Below are 14,065 nucleotides of genomic sequence, written 5' to 3'. Positions count from 1 at the left end.
ACGCGAAAGGAGGATCCGGCGCGGCTAGAGCTCCAGCACCAACTTCGCACAGGCCGCCCGCGACACGCAGATCATCATGACCTCGTTGTCGGCCTGCTCCTCGGGCGTCAGCACCGAGTCGCGGTGGTCGACCTCACCCGAGACCACAGGCGTCTCGCAGGTGCCGCACGTTCCCTCGCGGCACGACGACAGCACGAGCACCCCGGCTTCTTCGACCATATCGAGGATGCTCCGTTCCGGCGGGACCGTCAGCGTGAGCCCCGAGAACTCCAGTTCGACCTCGAACGCGTCGGCGAGCACGGGTGCGCCCGTCTCCTTGGCCTCGAAACGCTCGAGGTGAAGTCGCCCCGCCGGCCAGCCGAGCTCCGTCGAGCGGGCGGTGGCCGCATCCAGCAGCCGGGCGGGACCGCAGCAGTACACCAGCTCGCCCGCGGGAGCCGCAGCGAACAGGTCGTCGAGCGCGAGACGTTCGCCCGCCTCGCTCGCGTACACACTGACGTGCTCCGGATGCTCGCCCACCAACTCCCGCACGAAGGCCATCGATCCCTCCGACCGCCCCGCGTAGGCCAGCGTCCAGGGCGCACCGGCCCCCGCGGCCGCGCGGATCATCGGCAGCAGCGGTGTGATCCCGATCCCGCCCGCCACGAAGACGTAGGAGGAGGCCGCCTCGAACGCGAAGTGGTTCAGCGGCCCCCGTACCCGCAGGGTCTCACCGACGGCCAGGGTCGCGTGCACGAACTCGGATCCGCCCCGCCCCCCACTCTCCCGGAGCACCGCGACCTGCCAGATGCTCCGGTCGGCGGGGTCGGAGCACAGCGAATACTGTCGTTCGATGCCGTTCGGCAGCATCAGATCGAGGTGCGCACCCGGGCTCCACTCCGGCAGGTCGCCGCCGTCCGCGGCGGCCAGGGTCAGCAACAGGATGTCGTCGGCGACACTCTGCCGGTCGGTCACGATCACATCGACGGATGGCAGGGGATGAACGTTCACGGTTGCTCTTTCTGAAAACGCTGCTTCACGATCAGCAGCCGGTAGGTACCCTCGCCTGCAGAACGCCAACGATGCAGAGTGCCGCCCTCGAAGTACACCGAGTCGCCGCAGCCGAGCACGAATTCGCCGTCACCGGAGAGGTCGACCACGACTCTACCTTCGACGACGGTGACGAATTCGTCTTCCGCGTGGTGGTAGAAATCCCCGAACAGAACATTCGCCCCGGTGAACTCCATCGGCTGGAACCGGGCGCGGGCACCCACCAGCAACCGCGCGCTGCCCTCGGCGTAGGGGCCGGTCGTGCCCTCGTCCCGCCGTACGACCTCGGCGCGGCGCGGCAGACGCACCGGCGGCACCAGGGCTCCGGCGGTCACGGTCACGGGCCCCCAGAGCAGCTCCGGATCGTCGGTCGCGAGGTCCGCCGCGCCGGCCAGCAGGTCGAGCTGGCTGGTCTCGAGAGCCCGGGCGATGCGCTCGAGCGATGCCATGCTCGGCCGGGCGTGGCCGCGCTCGAGCTGCGAGAGGAACGGGTGCGACAGCTGGGCCAGGCGGGCCAGTTCGACGAGCGTCAACGCCTTCGAAAGCCGGGCAGCACGGATGGCCGCTCCCAGCTGTCGGGTCTGAGTGTCGAGTGCCTCGGTGACGGGTGTCATGTGGGCCTCCTTCCGACGCCTCTGCAGAGACAGTAACCGCCCGCGACGGGGTTAGGACAATCGGACTCCCCTGTATTTATCAGGGCGAAATGCCCGCGTTACACGTTGGAAACGCACCAAACGTAAGTTCATTCATGTTGAACACATCAACATCCGTGTGCCGTCAGGAGTTTGTGCAGCCGTGAATACTCTTCCGCTGAGGGTCACCCTGTTGCAGAACGCGACCCTGCCCGACGGATCCACCTGCGATGTGCTTCTGGATGGCGACACCGTCGCCGCTGTTGCACCCGCCCACTCGTTCGACGTGACGTCAGACGCGGCATCGCCCGAACCCGGCGCGACGATCGACCTGACCGGCTTCCTGCTGCTCACGGCCCCGGCCGACCCGCACGCCCACCTCGACAAGGCGCTCTCCTGGGACGCCATCAACCCGCCGATGGGCGACTTGGTCTCGGCCATCCTGGCCTGGCGCGCCTACGCTGCGACGATGTCGACCGAGAGCATCGCCGAACGGGCCAAGACCGCGGCCCTCCTCATGCTCCGCCAGGGAACGACCGCCGTGCGGAGTCACGTCGACATCCTGCTGGGCGACGAACCGCTCCGGGGTGTGCGCGCACTGGTGCAGGTGCGCCAAGAGCTCCGTGGCCTGATGGACATCGAACTCGTCGCTCTCGCCGGCTCCGACGTTCCCGACGCCGACATTGAAGCCGCCATCGATCTCGGTGTCGACCTCGTCGGTGGCTCCCCGCACCTCGCCCTCGACCCGAGCGCCGACCTCCAGCGCCTGTTGCGCCTCGCCGAACGGAAGGGCGTCGGTGTCGACATCCACACCGACGAGAATCTGGAAGGCGCCCTCACCCTCGCCGAGTTCGCCCGGGAGGTTCGCGACTGGCCCGCGGAGCGCAACCGCAGCGCAGGCCACTGCGTGCGCCTCGGCACGCTGGCACCGGATGCACTTGCCGACGTTCTCGACGAGGTCGAGGCCTCGAACATGGGGATCATCAGCAACCCGATCACGAACCTCTACCTGCAGGGCTGGGAGCACCCGGTGTCGACTCCGCGCGGGCTGACCGCGGCCCGTGCCGTGCTCGAGCGCGGCATCCGATTCGCCGCCGGTGCAGACAACGTGCGCGACCCCTTCAATCCGGTCGGCCGGAGCGACGCGTTGGAGACGGCCTCCCTGCTGGTGATCGCCGGCCACCTCACCCTCGACGAGGCCTACACGGCTGTCTCCGACGGAGCCCGAGACGTCATGGCACTCCCGGTCGCCGGCGTCGCCGTGGGTGCCCGCGCCGAATTCCTCGCCGTGCGCGCCACCAACCTCTCCGACGCCGTCGCGAACGCCTCCGCCGATCGATACGTCATCCACGCCGGCATGCTTGTCGCCCAGAGCACGGTGAGCTACAACGTCGCCGAGCCCACGCCCGCACACCACCCGTCACTAGTGGAAACGAGGTAGCTGAAATGACTGTCACAGCACCCGCACCGAATGCCCCCACCCACGCGAAGTCGGACACCCTCCTCGATTTCTCCAACGTCGAGATGACGTTCCCCGATGGCACCATCGCCCTGCAGGGTGTCGATCTCGTCGTGAAGCGCGGCGAGTTCGTCACCGTTGTCGGCCCCTCGGGCTGCGGCAAGTCGACCCTGCTCCGGATCGCCTCCGGGCTCGAGACCGCCTCGGACGGCACCGTGGCCCTCGGCACCGATCGCATCGGCTACGTCTTCCAGGATGCGACACTGCTGCCCTGGCGGAACGTCACCGCGAACGTGGAACTCCTCGCGGAGCTGCACGGCGAGAGCAAGAAGGATCGCGCCGCGAAAGCGAAGGACGCGATTGACCTCGTCGGCCTGAAGGGCTTCGAGAAGCACCTGCCGAAAGCCCTTTCCGGCGGTATGAAGATGCGCGCGAGCCTCGCACGCTCTCTCACCCTCGACCCCGAGCTGTTCCTCTTCGACGAACCGTTCGGAGCGCTCGACGAGATCACCCGCGAGCGCCTCAACGACGAACTCATCAGGCTGTTCAACGCGAAGCAGTTCGCCGGGCTCTTCATCACCCACTCCGTCTCCGAGGCCGTCTACATGTCGACGAAGGTCGTCGTCATGTCGGGTCGGCCCGGCAAGATCGTCGAGACCTTCGACGTGCCGTTCCCCCAGCCCCGCGATCCCGAGATCCGCTTCACCCCCGAATACGCCGCGCTCGTCGGCGAAGTCGCTCACGCACTCCGGAAGGGACACGGCCACTCATGACCACCATCTCGAACGAAAAGACAGTGACCGACGGAACAGACGAGCTCGAGGCGCACCCGACACCCGGGCTCGCCGTCACCGCGACCGTCGCGAAGCCGACGAGCAGGAAGCGTCGCAGAACCACGTGGCTGCCGCCGCTCATCGTCTTCCTGGTGATCGTGGCCGTCTGGTACCTGATCAGCCTCTTTGTACTGAACCCGAACCTGCGGTTCCTGCTTCCCCTGCCCCAGGACATCGTGCTGAAGGGGTTCATCGACCCGCTCTCCTTCAACGCCCTCATCGTGGCGCTCTGGCAGACGGTCATCGTCTCAATGCTCGGCCTCGCGATCGCCATCGTGATCGGTGTGGTCTGGGCCATCGCCATGTCGCAGGCAAAATGGATCGAACGCTCCCTCTTCCCCTACGCCGTCATCCTGCAGTGCATCCCGATCCTGGCTCTCGTTCCGCTGATCGGTTTCTGGTTCGGGTACGAGTTCCAGTCGCGCGTGCTCGTCTGCGTGATGATCGCCCTCTTCCCGATGGTGAACAACACCCTGTTCGGCCTGCAGTCCGTCGACAAGGGCCACCGGGAGCTGTTCAAGCTCCAGGGCGCGAGCCGTTTCACCACACTGTCCAAGCTCTCCTTTCCGGCAGCCCTGCCCGCGATCTTCGCCGGCATGCGCATCTCCGCCGGCCTCGCGGTCGTCGGTGCGATCGTCGGCGACCAGTTCTTCCGCCGCGGCACCCCGGGCCTCGGCATCCTGATCAGCAACTACAGCTCGCGTCTGCAGGGTGAACAACTCTTCGCGACGATCATCACCGCGGCGCTCTTCGGTGTTCTCGTCTTCTGGCTCTTCGGCCTCCTCGGCCGGCGCGCCGTCGGCACGTGGTACGACTTCAGCTGATTCCGAGCGCGGCTCCGGATGGCCGTCCCCCGGTCATCCGGCCCACAACTGTCCCACCAGCACCATCCGCACAGCACAGCACCTGCACCCATCCCAAGGAGAACTCATGCTGAAGAAGTCCAAGAGAGTCGCTTTCGCCAGCGGCCTTGCCGTTCTGAGCATGGCCGCCCTCGCGGCCTGCAGCTCAGGTGGCGCAGCAAGCACCCCCGCGGCGAGCGCCGCCGCCGGCGGAGTGGACCTGGCCGCGGCCGGTTGCCCCGCCAATGTCGTCATCCAGACCGATTGGAACCCGGAGGCCGAGCACGGCCACCTGTACGAACTGCTCGGCCCGAACCCGGTCATCGACGCCAACAAGAAGTCGGTCTCCGGCCCGCTGTACTCCAAGGGCGCGTCGACCGGCGTCAACGTCGAGATCCGTTCGGGCGGCCCGGCCATCGGTTTCCAGACCGTGACCAGCCAGCTGTACGCAGACCCGAGCATCACCCTCGGCTACGTCACCACCGATGAGGCCGTTCAGCTCTCGGCAGACCAGCCCACCACGGCCGTCTTCGCGCCGCTCGACAAGACCCCGCTGATGATCATGTGGGACCCGGCCACCTACCCCGACGTCAAGACGATCGCCGACCTCGGCAAGACCGGTGCGATCGTTCGCTACTTCGGCGGCTCGGCCTACATGGAGTACCTGATCAGTGCCGGTCTCCTCTCGAAGGACCAGACCGACGGCAGCTACGACGGCACCCCCGCCAGCTTCGTCGCCGACCAGGGCAAGGCGGGCCAGCAGGGCTTCGCCAGCGCCGAGCCGTACCAGTACCAGTACGAGGTGCCGGCCTGGGGCAAGGCCGTGAACTACCAGACGATCGGTGACGCCGGATACCCGGTCTACGCATCCGCCGTCTCGATCAAGACGGGTGACAAGGAGAAGCTCTCGGGCTGCCTCAAGGCGCTCGTGCCCGTGCTGCAGCAGGCGGAGGTCGACTACTTCGACAGCCCCGACGCGGTCAACACGCTGATCCTCGACCTGGTCACCCAGTTCAACACCGGCTGGGTCTACTCGCAGGGCATGGCCGACTACTCGGTCAAGACCCAGAAGGACCTCGGCATCGTCGGCAACGGCGACAACAGCACCATCGGCGACATGGACGAGGCGAACGTGCAGAAGATCATCGACGTCGACACCCCGATCTACGCCGCCGGTGGCAAGGCCGTGAGGACCGGACTCGTCGCGAGTGACATCTTCACGAACGAGTTCATCGACACCTCCATCGGTCTGAAGTAGTCCGATGACCGACGCTTCGCTGGTGCCCACCGCGCGCCTGAAAGGACGACGCATCGTGGTCACCGGCGGAGCCCGGGGGATCGGGGCATCCATCGCCAGCCGCTTTGCTGCGGAGGGCGCGGATGTCGCGATCCTCGACCTGCTCGAAGGTCCGGGTGCCGCAACCGCCGCCCGGATCGGCGCCTCCTTCTTCCGTGTCGACCTCTCCGACGAGGCCGACACCCGCACCGTGCTCACCGAGGCGATCGACTCGCTCGGCGGCATCGACGTGCTCGTCAACAATGCGGGCATCCTGCGTTTCGCTCCCCTTCTCGAGATCACGACCGAGGACTGGGACACGATGTTCCGGATCAACACCCGGGCCATGCTCGTCACCACCCAGGTGGCGGCGAAACGGATGATCGCCCAGCGCCAGGGCGGCCAGGCTGACGCGAGTACCGCTCCCGGCAAGATCGTCAACATGGCCAGCATGGGCGGCAAGACCGGTGGGGCGGGCCAGGCCCACTACGCCGCATCCAAAGCCGCCGTCATCGCGCTCACCCGCGTCACCGCCCTCGAACTCGGCCCCGAGGCGATCACCGCCAACTGCATCTGCCCCGGCTATGTGCTCACCGAGATGGGTGCGGCCACCCGCACAGAGGCGGATGTCGCGGAATGGTCGAGCTACTCCCCGCTCGGCCGCCTCGCCCAGCCGGAGGATGTCGCCGGTGTCGCCACCTTCCTCGCGAGCTCGGATGCCGACTACCTCACCGGGCAGGCCATCAACGTCACCGGCGGCATGATCATGCACTGAGCAGTCCGCCCGCCGCTCGTTCCCCTCCCTCGCCACCACCCCGCATCACCACCGCAAGGACCACCACATGCCCCGCAACCTCGTCGAACTCTCCAGTCTCGCCGCCGTCGAAGCCCTCCGCCAGGATTCGATCGTGGTGCTGCCGACGGGCGCGATCGAACACCACGGACCGCACCTGCCGCTCTCGACCGACTTCCTCGTCGCCGAAGAGTCGGCGAAGGCCGCCGTCGAACTCGCCGCCGCCGACGGCGTCAACGCGTGGTTGCTGCCGGGCCTGGCCTACACGAAATCCGACGAGCACCACTGGGCGCCGGGTACCGTCTGGCTGAGCTGGGAGACGCTCATGCAGACGATCGTCGAGATCGGCGAGTCCATCGCCCAGACGCCCTGCACCAAGCTCGTCTTCTATAACGGCCACGGCGGCAACGTCGCCCTGCTGCAGGTCGCCTGCCGGGAGCTCCGCCGCCGGTTCGGCCTGCAGACCTTCCTCATCGGCGGACAGATGCCCGCGAACGGCGGGGCGAAGTCCGGCGAGACCGAATCGGGCCTCGGCATCCACGGCGGACACGTCGAGACGAGCGTCGTGCTCCACCTCCGCCCCGACCTCGTCGACATGAGTCTGGCCGTTCGGAGCGTGCCCGAGCACCTGCTCGACTACGATTACGTCGGTTTCGGCAAACCGGTGAGCTTCGGCTGGGTCAGCAACGACTTCGCGCCCTCCGGCGTGATCGGCGACCCGACGACAGCCACGGCCGAATTCGGCAGGGCGCACTTCGAGAACAACGTCACGCAGGCCGCCGCCGCCCTCGCCGAGATCGCCCGCTTCAGCCCTGCCGCACCGCAGAAGCGCATCGGCTTCTCCGCATCCTGATCAGAACCCACCTGAGGACATCCGCATGACGAACAACACAGACGCTCTCGCCGCCGAACTCCGCGAACTGCTCGGCGACAAGGCTGTCACCGTCGAACTCCGCGCCCGGGAGAAGGCCTCCGTCGACGGCGCTTACCTCTCCCCCATCCTGATGGCCCAGCTGCCCATCGGCCTCGCCGACCTCGTCGCGTTCCCCACCAGCGCTGAGCAGATCGCCCAAGTCATCGGCGCCGCCGTCCGCCACCACGTGCCGATCACGCCGCGAGGCAAGGGCACCGGCAACTACGGCCAGGGCATCCCGATGCAGGGCGGCCTCGTGCTCGACATGTCGAAGGCCCGCGGGGTCATCGAGGTCGGTGACGGCTTCATCACCGTCGAGGCCGGTACACCCATGGTCATGATCGAGCAGGCCGCGAATGCCGCCGGCCAGCAGATCCTGATGTACCCCTCGACGGCCCAGTCCTCCATCGGCGGCTTCCTGTCGGGTGGATCGGGTGGCACGGGCTCGATCAAGCACGGATCGAACCACACCGGCTTCGTGACCGCGCTCGACGTGGTGCACGCGGTTCCGGATGCCCAGCTCATCCATGTCGAAGGCGAGGCCGCCGAACCCTACGTGCACACCTACGGCACCCTCGGCATCATCGCCCGGGCCACCCTCCAGCTCGAGCCCCTGCAGAACTGGCGCGGCCTCTACGCCAGTTTCGACACATTCGAGGATGCGCTGAGCGTCATCCGCGAGATCGGCGACCTCGAACCCACCCCCCGCCTCGTCTCGGCCGACCTGCCCGTGCTCGCGAACGCCCTTCCCGACGATGCCGCGATCCCGACGGACCGCGCCAGCCTCCGCGCCATCCTCGACGAGTCCACGGTCGAGGCGGCGACCGCTCTGATCTTCGGCGCCGGCGGACGCATCGAGGACGTGCGCGAAGGCCCGCAGGCCTCGATGAAGATCAGCATGCTCTCCTACAACCACCCCATCGAGTGGCTGCAGAAGAGCGACCCGGGAAAGTACTTCCACATCGAAGTCGCCGGCCACGCGCTCGTCGAGCGCATCGACGAGGTGCACGCGGTGTACAACGGGGGAATGCTCCACATCGAAGCACAGCACGGCCGCCCGATCGGCATGCTCGCCGGCATCTACGAGAGCCCCGAGCAAGTCTACGCCGGGTTCGCCGCGCTCGACGCGATCGGTGTCGGCTCGCACAACCCGCACCACTGGGAGGTCGACCACGAGGTCGAGCGCACCCGCCGCCTCGCTCGCGACACCGATCCTGAGGGCCTTCTCAACCCGGGCAAGCTGCCTGCCGAAGGCGCGGAAGCCGTAGCAGGCGCCGGCAAGGTCACCTGATGGGCCCGTTCGGCGACGAACTGGCCGAGTGGCTCCCCGCCAACGATGATCCCGCCCGGCCGCTCGTGGCCCTGTCGACCATCGGTCTCGACGGTTACCCCGATGTGCGTCACGTTCTCCTGAGCGAGTTCGACGACAGCGGTTTCTTCTTCCACACCGACTCCCGCTCCCGTAAGATCGCCGAACTCACCGCGATCCCTCACGCCTCCTTCACCGTCGCCTGGCCGGAGCTCGGTCGCCAGCTCACCGTCACCGGAGACACCGAATCCGCCGATGGGCCGTCGCTCGCCCGCGTCTACGCGAAACGCTCCCCCTACCTGCAGGTGCTCGCCCACCTGAACGATCCCGCGTTCGCCCAGCTGGCTCTGGATGACCGGCTCACCCGCTGGGCGGCCTTCACGACCTCGCACGAACCCGGCGCCCTCACGCCCCCGGAGACGTGGGCGGGCATCCTCCTCCGCCCGCGGCGGGTCACCCTCTGGCACGGTCGCCCTGACACTGCGAGCCAGCGTACCGAACACACCCGGGAGACCGACGGCTCATGGACCACCGTCATCCTGCCGGGCTAATCGGGCGTGCCGGCTCGGCTGCTCCTCAGGCCGAGACCGTCGGAGATGCTGGCCAGCGCCTCCGCGAAGAACACCTCGCGACCCCGCTCGGGTCCGCCCGAGAGGTTCACCCCGACCATCCCTTCGACGGCCAGCAGCCCCTGGCTGAGCTCGATCGCTGCGGCGATGCCCTCGGCGTACACGTCGCGCGCACCCAGGATGCGGTCGAGGTAGCCGTCTGGCAGCACCAGCGTCGTGAACGTCTTCAGCAGTTCGGCGCTCCCCCGGTCGATCACGACGGGTACGCACGCGATATAGCGGAGCCCCACGCCGGCAGCCGACACACCGACTCCCGCACCGGCCTCCCGCAGCCCCGCTTCTTCCTCGAGCCGCCGCACCTCGGCGATGAACCGAGCCACCGGCAGCACCCCACCCGCGTGGTTGACGAACGCGATCTCCGCGCCCGCCCTCGCCTTCTCGACCAGCCGCGCGGCACGCTCGGCCACCGGCGGGGTGGCGGGCGATTCCCCCACCGAGACGAGATGCCCCGCCGCACGTGCGAGCGCCGCGACCCGGGTCGAATCCAGATCGAACACCGGCCGGGCATCCGGTCGTCCACCCGTCAGGGTGTGGTCTCCGGTCACACAGTGCACCCCGGCCACCACGACGGAGGCGAGCCCTGCCAGCTCGCCCTCGATCGCCACGCGGTTGCGGTCCCGGCAGTTCAGTCCGCTCCACACCGCCAGCCCCAGGTTCTGGATGAGCGCGGCACGGTAGGTGGGCGAGAACTGCACGCGCTCCGCCCCGGAGTCCCCCGCCAGAACCGCATCGACGCGGCCGGCCAGCACCCCGGCGCATTCCTCGAGCGACGCGACATCGAGCGCACGCGCGGGGAAGTCGGCCACCACGATCTGCCGCTCGGCCAGCAGTTCGCGCATCGCGACACCGCCCGCGCTCAGGCCGACGCCGCCACCTGCACCGCCCCCGCCTCTCGCTCCAATGACGCCGCCCGCACCACCGTCATCCGCGCGACCGTCACCTGCACGACCGCCGCCGCCCGGCGCATCCCCCCGCCAACGCACGGTCGCCGCATCCACGAACACGCACCGGTGCTCCGACACCTCGCAACTGCCGTCGAACTCCACCCCACCGCACGGGCCGTACTCCATGTCCTTCGGACACGTGAACTCTGCAGGAGCCTGTATCGTCACGCGCAGCACTCCCCTCGAAAGTCAGGTTGAGACACCAGCATTATGGCACCACACTCCACATCCTCCTCTGCCAGCGGCCAGGCGGCTCACCCCCAGCGCTACGACCTCGTCGTTCGCGCCGAACGCGTCTTCGTCGACGGATCGTTCCGCCCCGCCGCCCTCGTCGTCACAGACGGCATCGTCCAGGCCGTCGCCGACTTCGCGGCGCCCTTCGACAGCGCTGAAGACCTGACCCTCCCCGCCGGCCAGGTGCTCATCCCCGGAATCGTCGACACCCACGTGCACGTGAACGAGCCCGGCCGCACCGACTGGGAGGGGTTCGCCAGCGCGACGAAGGCCGCGGCCGCCGGAGGTGTCACCACGATCATCGACATGCCGCTGAACAGCATTCCCCCGACGACGACACCGGATGCACTCCAGCAGAAGCGCGCGGCAGCCGCCCGGCAGGCCACCGTCGACGTCGGGTTCTGGGGAGGCGCGATCCCGTCGAGCCTCGGTCAGCTCCGGGCACTCCACGAGGCCGGGGTGTTCGGATTCAAGGCCTTCCTCTCCCCTTCGGGCGTCGACGAGTTCCCGCACCTCAGCACCGAGCAGCTCCACCGGGCCCTCGCCGAGCTCGCCGAGTTCGACGGCCTGCTCATCGTTCACGCCGAGGATCCGGCGGTGCTCGCGGCCAGCGAGAACGACGGCGGCCGCGGCTACGAGGACTTCGTCGCCAGCCGCCCCCAATCCTCCGAACGCTCGGCGATCGAGCATGTCATCGAGGGCCTTCGGATGACCGGCGCACGCGCTCACATCCTGCACCTCTCTGCGGCCTCCGCCCTGCCGGCCATCCGCGCCGCAAAGGCTGAGGGTCTGCGCCTGACCGTGGAGACCTGCCCGCACTACCTGAGCTTCGCCGCCGAGCACATCTCCGACGGCGCGACCCAGTACAAGTGCTGCCCGCCCATCCGTGAGGAGAGCAACCGTGAGGCACTCTGGCAGGCACTGCTCGACGGCGACATCGACCTCATCGCCTCCGACCACTCACCGAGCACCCGCGAGCTGAAGCTCGCCCACGACGGTGACTTCGGTCTGGCCTGGGGCGGAATCTCGGGCCTTCAGGTGAGCCTCCCCGCCGTCTGGAGCGCCGCCCGCGCCCTGGACATCCCGCTCGAACGGGTTCTCGACTGGATGTGCATCGGCACCTCCCGCCTCGTCGGCCTCTCCCAAAAAGGAACTCTGGTGGCCGGAGCTGCAGCCGACTTCGTCGCCTTCGCCCCCGACGAGACCTTCATTGTCGAGGCCGATCGACTCGAGCACAAGAACAAGCTCACCGCGTTCGAGGGCTCCGAGCTCAACGGCGTGGTCCATGCCACCTGGTTGGCCGGTGTGCCCGTCTTCTCCCGTGAACCAGCTGTCGCAGCCCGTGCCCTCCGCGGCGCCCTGCTCACCCCTCCCCTCACCCACTCCTAAGGAGACCCACCCCGTGTCCATCGTTCTTGGCCCCAACCGGTACGGCAAAGCAGAGAGCCGGGTCGTGCGCATCTACCGCGACGAAGCTCGCCACGAGATCCGCGACATCAACGTGTCGACCGCGCTCCGTGGCGATTTCGCCGGCGCCCACCTGTTCGGCGACCAGTCGAAGGTGTTGCCGACAGACAGCCAGAAGCAGACCGCCTACGCCTTCGCGAAGGAGAAGGGGCTCGTCTCGATCGAGGACTACGGGATGACCCTCGGCAGCCATCTCGTCGACACCGTCGAGCACATCGACAGCGCCCGCGTCGAGATCGAGGAGTTCGCCTGGCAGCGCGTGCTGGTCGACGGCGCCGAACATGACCACACGTGGATCCGGCAGGGCCAGGAGACCCGCACTGCAGCCATCACGGTCACCGGCCGTGGAGCGACCCGGGAGACGACGGTGATCGCAGGGTTCAAGGACCTGACCATCCTGAAGTCCACCGGCTCGGAGTTCGCCGGGTTCTACCAGGACCCGTACACCGTGCTCGAACCCACGAACGACCGCATCATGGCGACCTCGCTCGTCGCGCAGTGGCGTTTCAGTGGGACGCCCACGAGCTGGGAGTCGGTTTACGCAGGGGTCAAACAGATCCTCGTCTCCACCTTCGCCACCGTGCACTCCCTGGCCCTGCAGCAGACCCTCTACGAAATGGGCAAGGCTGTGCTCGAAGAGTTCGACGACATCGTCGAGATCCGCTTCTCTGCACCCAACAAGCACCACTTCCTCTACAACCTCGCGCCCTTCGGCATCGAGAACAACAACGAGGTCTTCAACGCAGATGACCGGCCGTACGGCCTCATTCAGGCGACCGTGCTGCGGGATGACGTCGCCCCCGCCCCCGCCGAGGCCTGGGACAGCTACACCGGCCTCGTCTAGTAGGGGGGTGCTAGTACTGGGCCGGCCAGTCGAAGGGAGCCTGCGGCTCCACGGGCACTCCCACCGGCGAAACGACGATGTCGATGTCCATCTTGTTCGTGAACACTATCGATGCCGGGTTCCCGGTGAACGGCTGCTGGTTCACGAACACCGTGAGCGTGTCTGTGGGAGTACTCGGGTAGGCCCCGATGATCGCCGCATCGAGCGCGACGTTCCACTCGGTGAAGAACTGCCCGAGGGTGAAGTCCGCCTGCACGGGCGACTCCACGTGGATGATTCCCGTCGTGTCATGCGTGTGGACTGGGGACACTGTGCCCGACGGGTTGTCGATCCCGATCTCGGCGGGCACCGTCTCGGCCTGGCCGTCGACCGTGACCGTCAGGTGCGCATGCAGATGAAGCGCCGTGCCCTCTATCTTCAGCATCCGGAGACCCGCCAGGGCGGCCCGCCCCGTGGGATCATCCGGACGCGCCCAGGGCGCGGCACTCACAGCACCGACAGCAGTCGTAGCCGGCAGGAACGGGCTCTCGACGGCGGCCGGCGGCGGCACGTCCGCCGGAGCGCTCCGCGCCGCCGCCAGGAGCACGGCTCCGCCCAGCACCACAGCGCTCACCCCCGCAAGCGCGATAACACGAATCGACTGCTTCTGTACCATCCCCCCACCGTAGGTCGGTTGGCTGATTAAATGCAGAATGCCCGGCACCTGTTGGGGTGTCGGGCATTCTGTCTAATGTGGGTCCGGCGGTGTCCTACTCTCCCACAAGGTCTCCCTTGCAGTACCATCGGCGCTGAGAGTCTTAGCTTCCGGGTTCGGAATGTTGCCGGGCGTTTCCCTCTCGCTATGGCCGCCGAAACACTGTC

At 67.8% G+C, this 14,065-nt stretch carries 14 protein-coding genes and 1 rRNA gene; 10 read left to right on the top strand and 5 right to left on the bottom strand.

Annotation, left to right across the window (positions count from 1 at the left end; translation table 11 throughout):
• Positions 1 to 24: 24 nt before the first annotated feature.
• Complete coding sequence (locus tag B7R22_RS04655; RefSeq protein WP_116410641.1) at positions 25 to 990, bottom strand: PDR/VanB family oxidoreductase; 966 nt, start codon at positions 988 to 990, stop codon at positions 25 to 27.
• Complete coding sequence (locus B7R22_RS04650; protein ID WP_116410640.1) at positions 987 to 1,643, bottom strand: cupin domain-containing protein; 657 nt, start codon at positions 1,641 to 1,643, stop codon at positions 987 to 989. The genes B7R22_RS04655 and B7R22_RS04650 overlap by 4 nt, the downstream gene beginning before the upstream one ends.
• A 181-nt stretch (positions 1,644 to 1,824) precedes the next feature.
• On the opposite strand from B7R22_RS04650, the gene B7R22_RS04645 reads away from it, so the two are divergent.
• The 8 genes from B7R22_RS04645 (at position 1,825) to B7R22_RS04610 (ending at position 9,637) form a co-directional block, all read left to right on the top strand.
• Positions 1,825 to 3,102, top strand: coding sequence for an amidohydrolase family protein (locus B7R22_RS04645; protein ID WP_116410639.1), 1,278 nt, complete (start codon positions 1,825 to 1,827; stop codon positions 3,100 to 3,102).
• Between the two features lie 5 nt (positions 3,103 to 3,107).
• Positions 3,108 to 3,893 carry an ABC transporter ATP-binding protein gene (locus tag B7R22_RS04640; RefSeq protein ID WP_116410638.1) on the top strand — a complete coding sequence of 262 codons (786 nt, stop codon included), beginning with the start codon at positions 3,108 to 3,110 and terminating at the stop codon, positions 3,891 to 3,893.
• 23 nt (positions 3,894 to 3,916) lie between these two features.
• Positions 3,917 to 4,777: an ABC transporter permease gene (locus tag B7R22_RS04635; protein ID WP_253258881.1), complete on the top strand. Its 861-nt coding sequence runs from the start codon at positions 3,917 to 3,919 to the stop codon at positions 4,775 to 4,777.
• 106 nt (positions 4,778 to 4,883) lie between these two features.
• Positions 4,884 to 6,053 (top strand): ABC transporter substrate-binding protein, encoded by a 1,170-nt coding sequence (locus B7R22_RS04630; protein ID WP_116410636.1) that lies wholly within the window; start codon positions 4,884 to 4,886, stop codon positions 6,051 to 6,053.
• A gap of 4 nt (positions 6,054 to 6,057) precedes the next feature.
• Positions 6,058 to 6,846: an SDR family NAD(P)-dependent oxidoreductase gene (locus tag B7R22_RS04625; RefSeq protein ID WP_116410635.1), complete on the top strand. Its 789-nt coding sequence runs from the start codon at positions 6,058 to 6,060 to the stop codon at positions 6,844 to 6,846.
• A gap of 67 nt (positions 6,847 to 6,913) precedes the next feature.
• Positions 6,914 to 7,717, top strand: a complete 804-nt coding sequence (locus tag B7R22_RS04620; protein ID WP_116410634.1) for a creatininase family protein — start codon at positions 6,914 to 6,916, stop codon at positions 7,715 to 7,717.
• Between the two features lie 25 nt (positions 7,718 to 7,742).
• On the top strand, positions 7,743 to 9,068 hold the full coding sequence (locus B7R22_RS04615; protein ID WP_116410633.1) for an FAD-binding oxidoreductase: 1,326 nt from the start codon (positions 7,743 to 7,745) through the stop codon (positions 9,066 to 9,068).
• Positions 9,068 to 9,637 (top strand): pyridoxamine 5'-phosphate oxidase family protein, encoded by a 570-nt coding sequence (locus B7R22_RS04610; RefSeq protein WP_116410632.1) that lies wholly within the window; start codon positions 9,068 to 9,070, stop codon positions 9,635 to 9,637. The genes B7R22_RS04615 and B7R22_RS04610 overlap by 1 nt, the downstream gene beginning before the upstream one ends.
• On the opposite strand, the gene B7R22_RS19440 is transcribed toward B7R22_RS04610, so the two are convergent.
• Positions 9,634 to 10,827, bottom strand: coding sequence for a methylenetetrahydrofolate reductase C-terminal domain-containing protein (locus tag B7R22_RS19440; RefSeq protein WP_216363393.1), 1,194 nt, complete (start codon positions 10,825 to 10,827; stop codon positions 9,634 to 9,636). The two genes, B7R22_RS04610 and B7R22_RS19440, sit on opposite strands and share 4 nt — an antisense overlap.
• Positions 10,828 to 10,869: 42 nt before the next feature.
• Here B7R22_RS19440 and allB point away from each other — a divergent pair, with 42 nt between their 5' ends.
• On the top strand, positions 10,870 to 12,282 hold the full coding sequence (gene allB / locus B7R22_RS04600) for an allantoinase AllB (protein WP_116410631.1): 1,413 nt from the start codon (positions 10,870 to 10,872) through the stop codon (positions 12,280 to 12,282).
• Between the two features lie 13 nt (positions 12,283 to 12,295).
• Positions 12,296 to 13,204: a factor-independent urate hydroxylase gene (gene pucL, locus B7R22_RS04595; protein WP_172582209.1), complete on the top strand. Its 909-nt coding sequence runs from the start codon at positions 12,296 to 12,298 to the stop codon at positions 13,202 to 13,204.
• Positions 13,205 to 13,214: 10 nt separating this feature from the next.
• On the opposite strand, the gene B7R22_RS04590 is transcribed toward pucL, so the two are convergent.
• Positions 13,215 to 13,859 (bottom strand): hypothetical protein, encoded by a 645-nt coding sequence (locus tag B7R22_RS04590; RefSeq protein WP_147305299.1) that lies wholly within the window; start codon positions 13,857 to 13,859, stop codon positions 13,215 to 13,217.
• A gap of 81 nt (positions 13,860 to 13,940) precedes the next feature.
• Positions 13,941 to 14,057: ribosomal RNA gene (rrf, locus tag B7R22_RS04585) — 5S ribosomal RNA — on the bottom strand.
• Positions 14,058 to 14,065: the final 8 nt, after the last annotated feature.

This window comes from Subtercola boreus (assembly GCF_003399635.1).
Taxonomy (GTDB): Bacteria; Actinomycetota; Actinomycetes; order Actinomycetales; family Microbacteriaceae; genus Subtercola; species Subtercola boreus_B.
The sequence above is the reverse complement of the archived record's forward strand: the minus strand, read 5'-3'. Positions and strand labels throughout refer to the sequence as shown.

What these genes read in the sequence shown, in the direction of transcription:
- B7R22_RS04650 (WP_116410640.1), bottom strand. Translation starts at nt 1,643, where the DNA reads ATGACACCCGTCACCGAGGCACTCGACACTCAGACCCGACAGCTGGGA.
- B7R22_RS04640 (WP_116410638.1), top strand. Translation starts at nt 3,108, where the DNA reads ATGACTGTCACAGCACCCGCACCGAATGCCCCCACCCACGCGAAGTCG.
- B7R22_RS04630 (WP_116410636.1), top strand. Translation starts at nt 4,884, where the DNA reads ATGCTGAAGAAGTCCAAGAGAGTCGCTTTCGCCAGCGGCCTTGCCGTT.
- B7R22_RS04625 (WP_116410635.1), top strand. Translation starts at nt 6,058, where the DNA reads ATGACCGACGCTTCGCTGGTGCCCACCGCGCGCCTGAAAGGACGACGC.
- B7R22_RS04620 (WP_116410634.1), top strand. Translation starts at nt 6,914, where the DNA reads ATGCCCCGCAACCTCGTCGAACTCTCCAGTCTCGCCGCCGTCGAAGCC.
- B7R22_RS04615 (WP_116410633.1), top strand. Translation starts at nt 7,743, where the DNA reads ATGACGAACAACACAGACGCTCTCGCCGCCGAACTCCGCGAACTGCTC.
- B7R22_RS04610 (WP_116410632.1), top strand. Translation starts at nt 9,068, where the DNA reads ATGGGCCCGTTCGGCGACGAACTGGCCGAGTGGCTCCCCGCCAACGAT.
- allB (WP_116410631.1), top strand. Translation starts at nt 10,870, where the DNA reads ATGGCACCACACTCCACATCCTCCTCTGCCAGCGGCCAGGCGGCTCAC.
- B7R22_RS04590 (WP_147305299.1), bottom strand. Translation starts at nt 13,859, where the DNA reads ATGGTACAGAAGCAGTCGATTCGTGTTATCGCGCTTGCGGGGGTGAGC.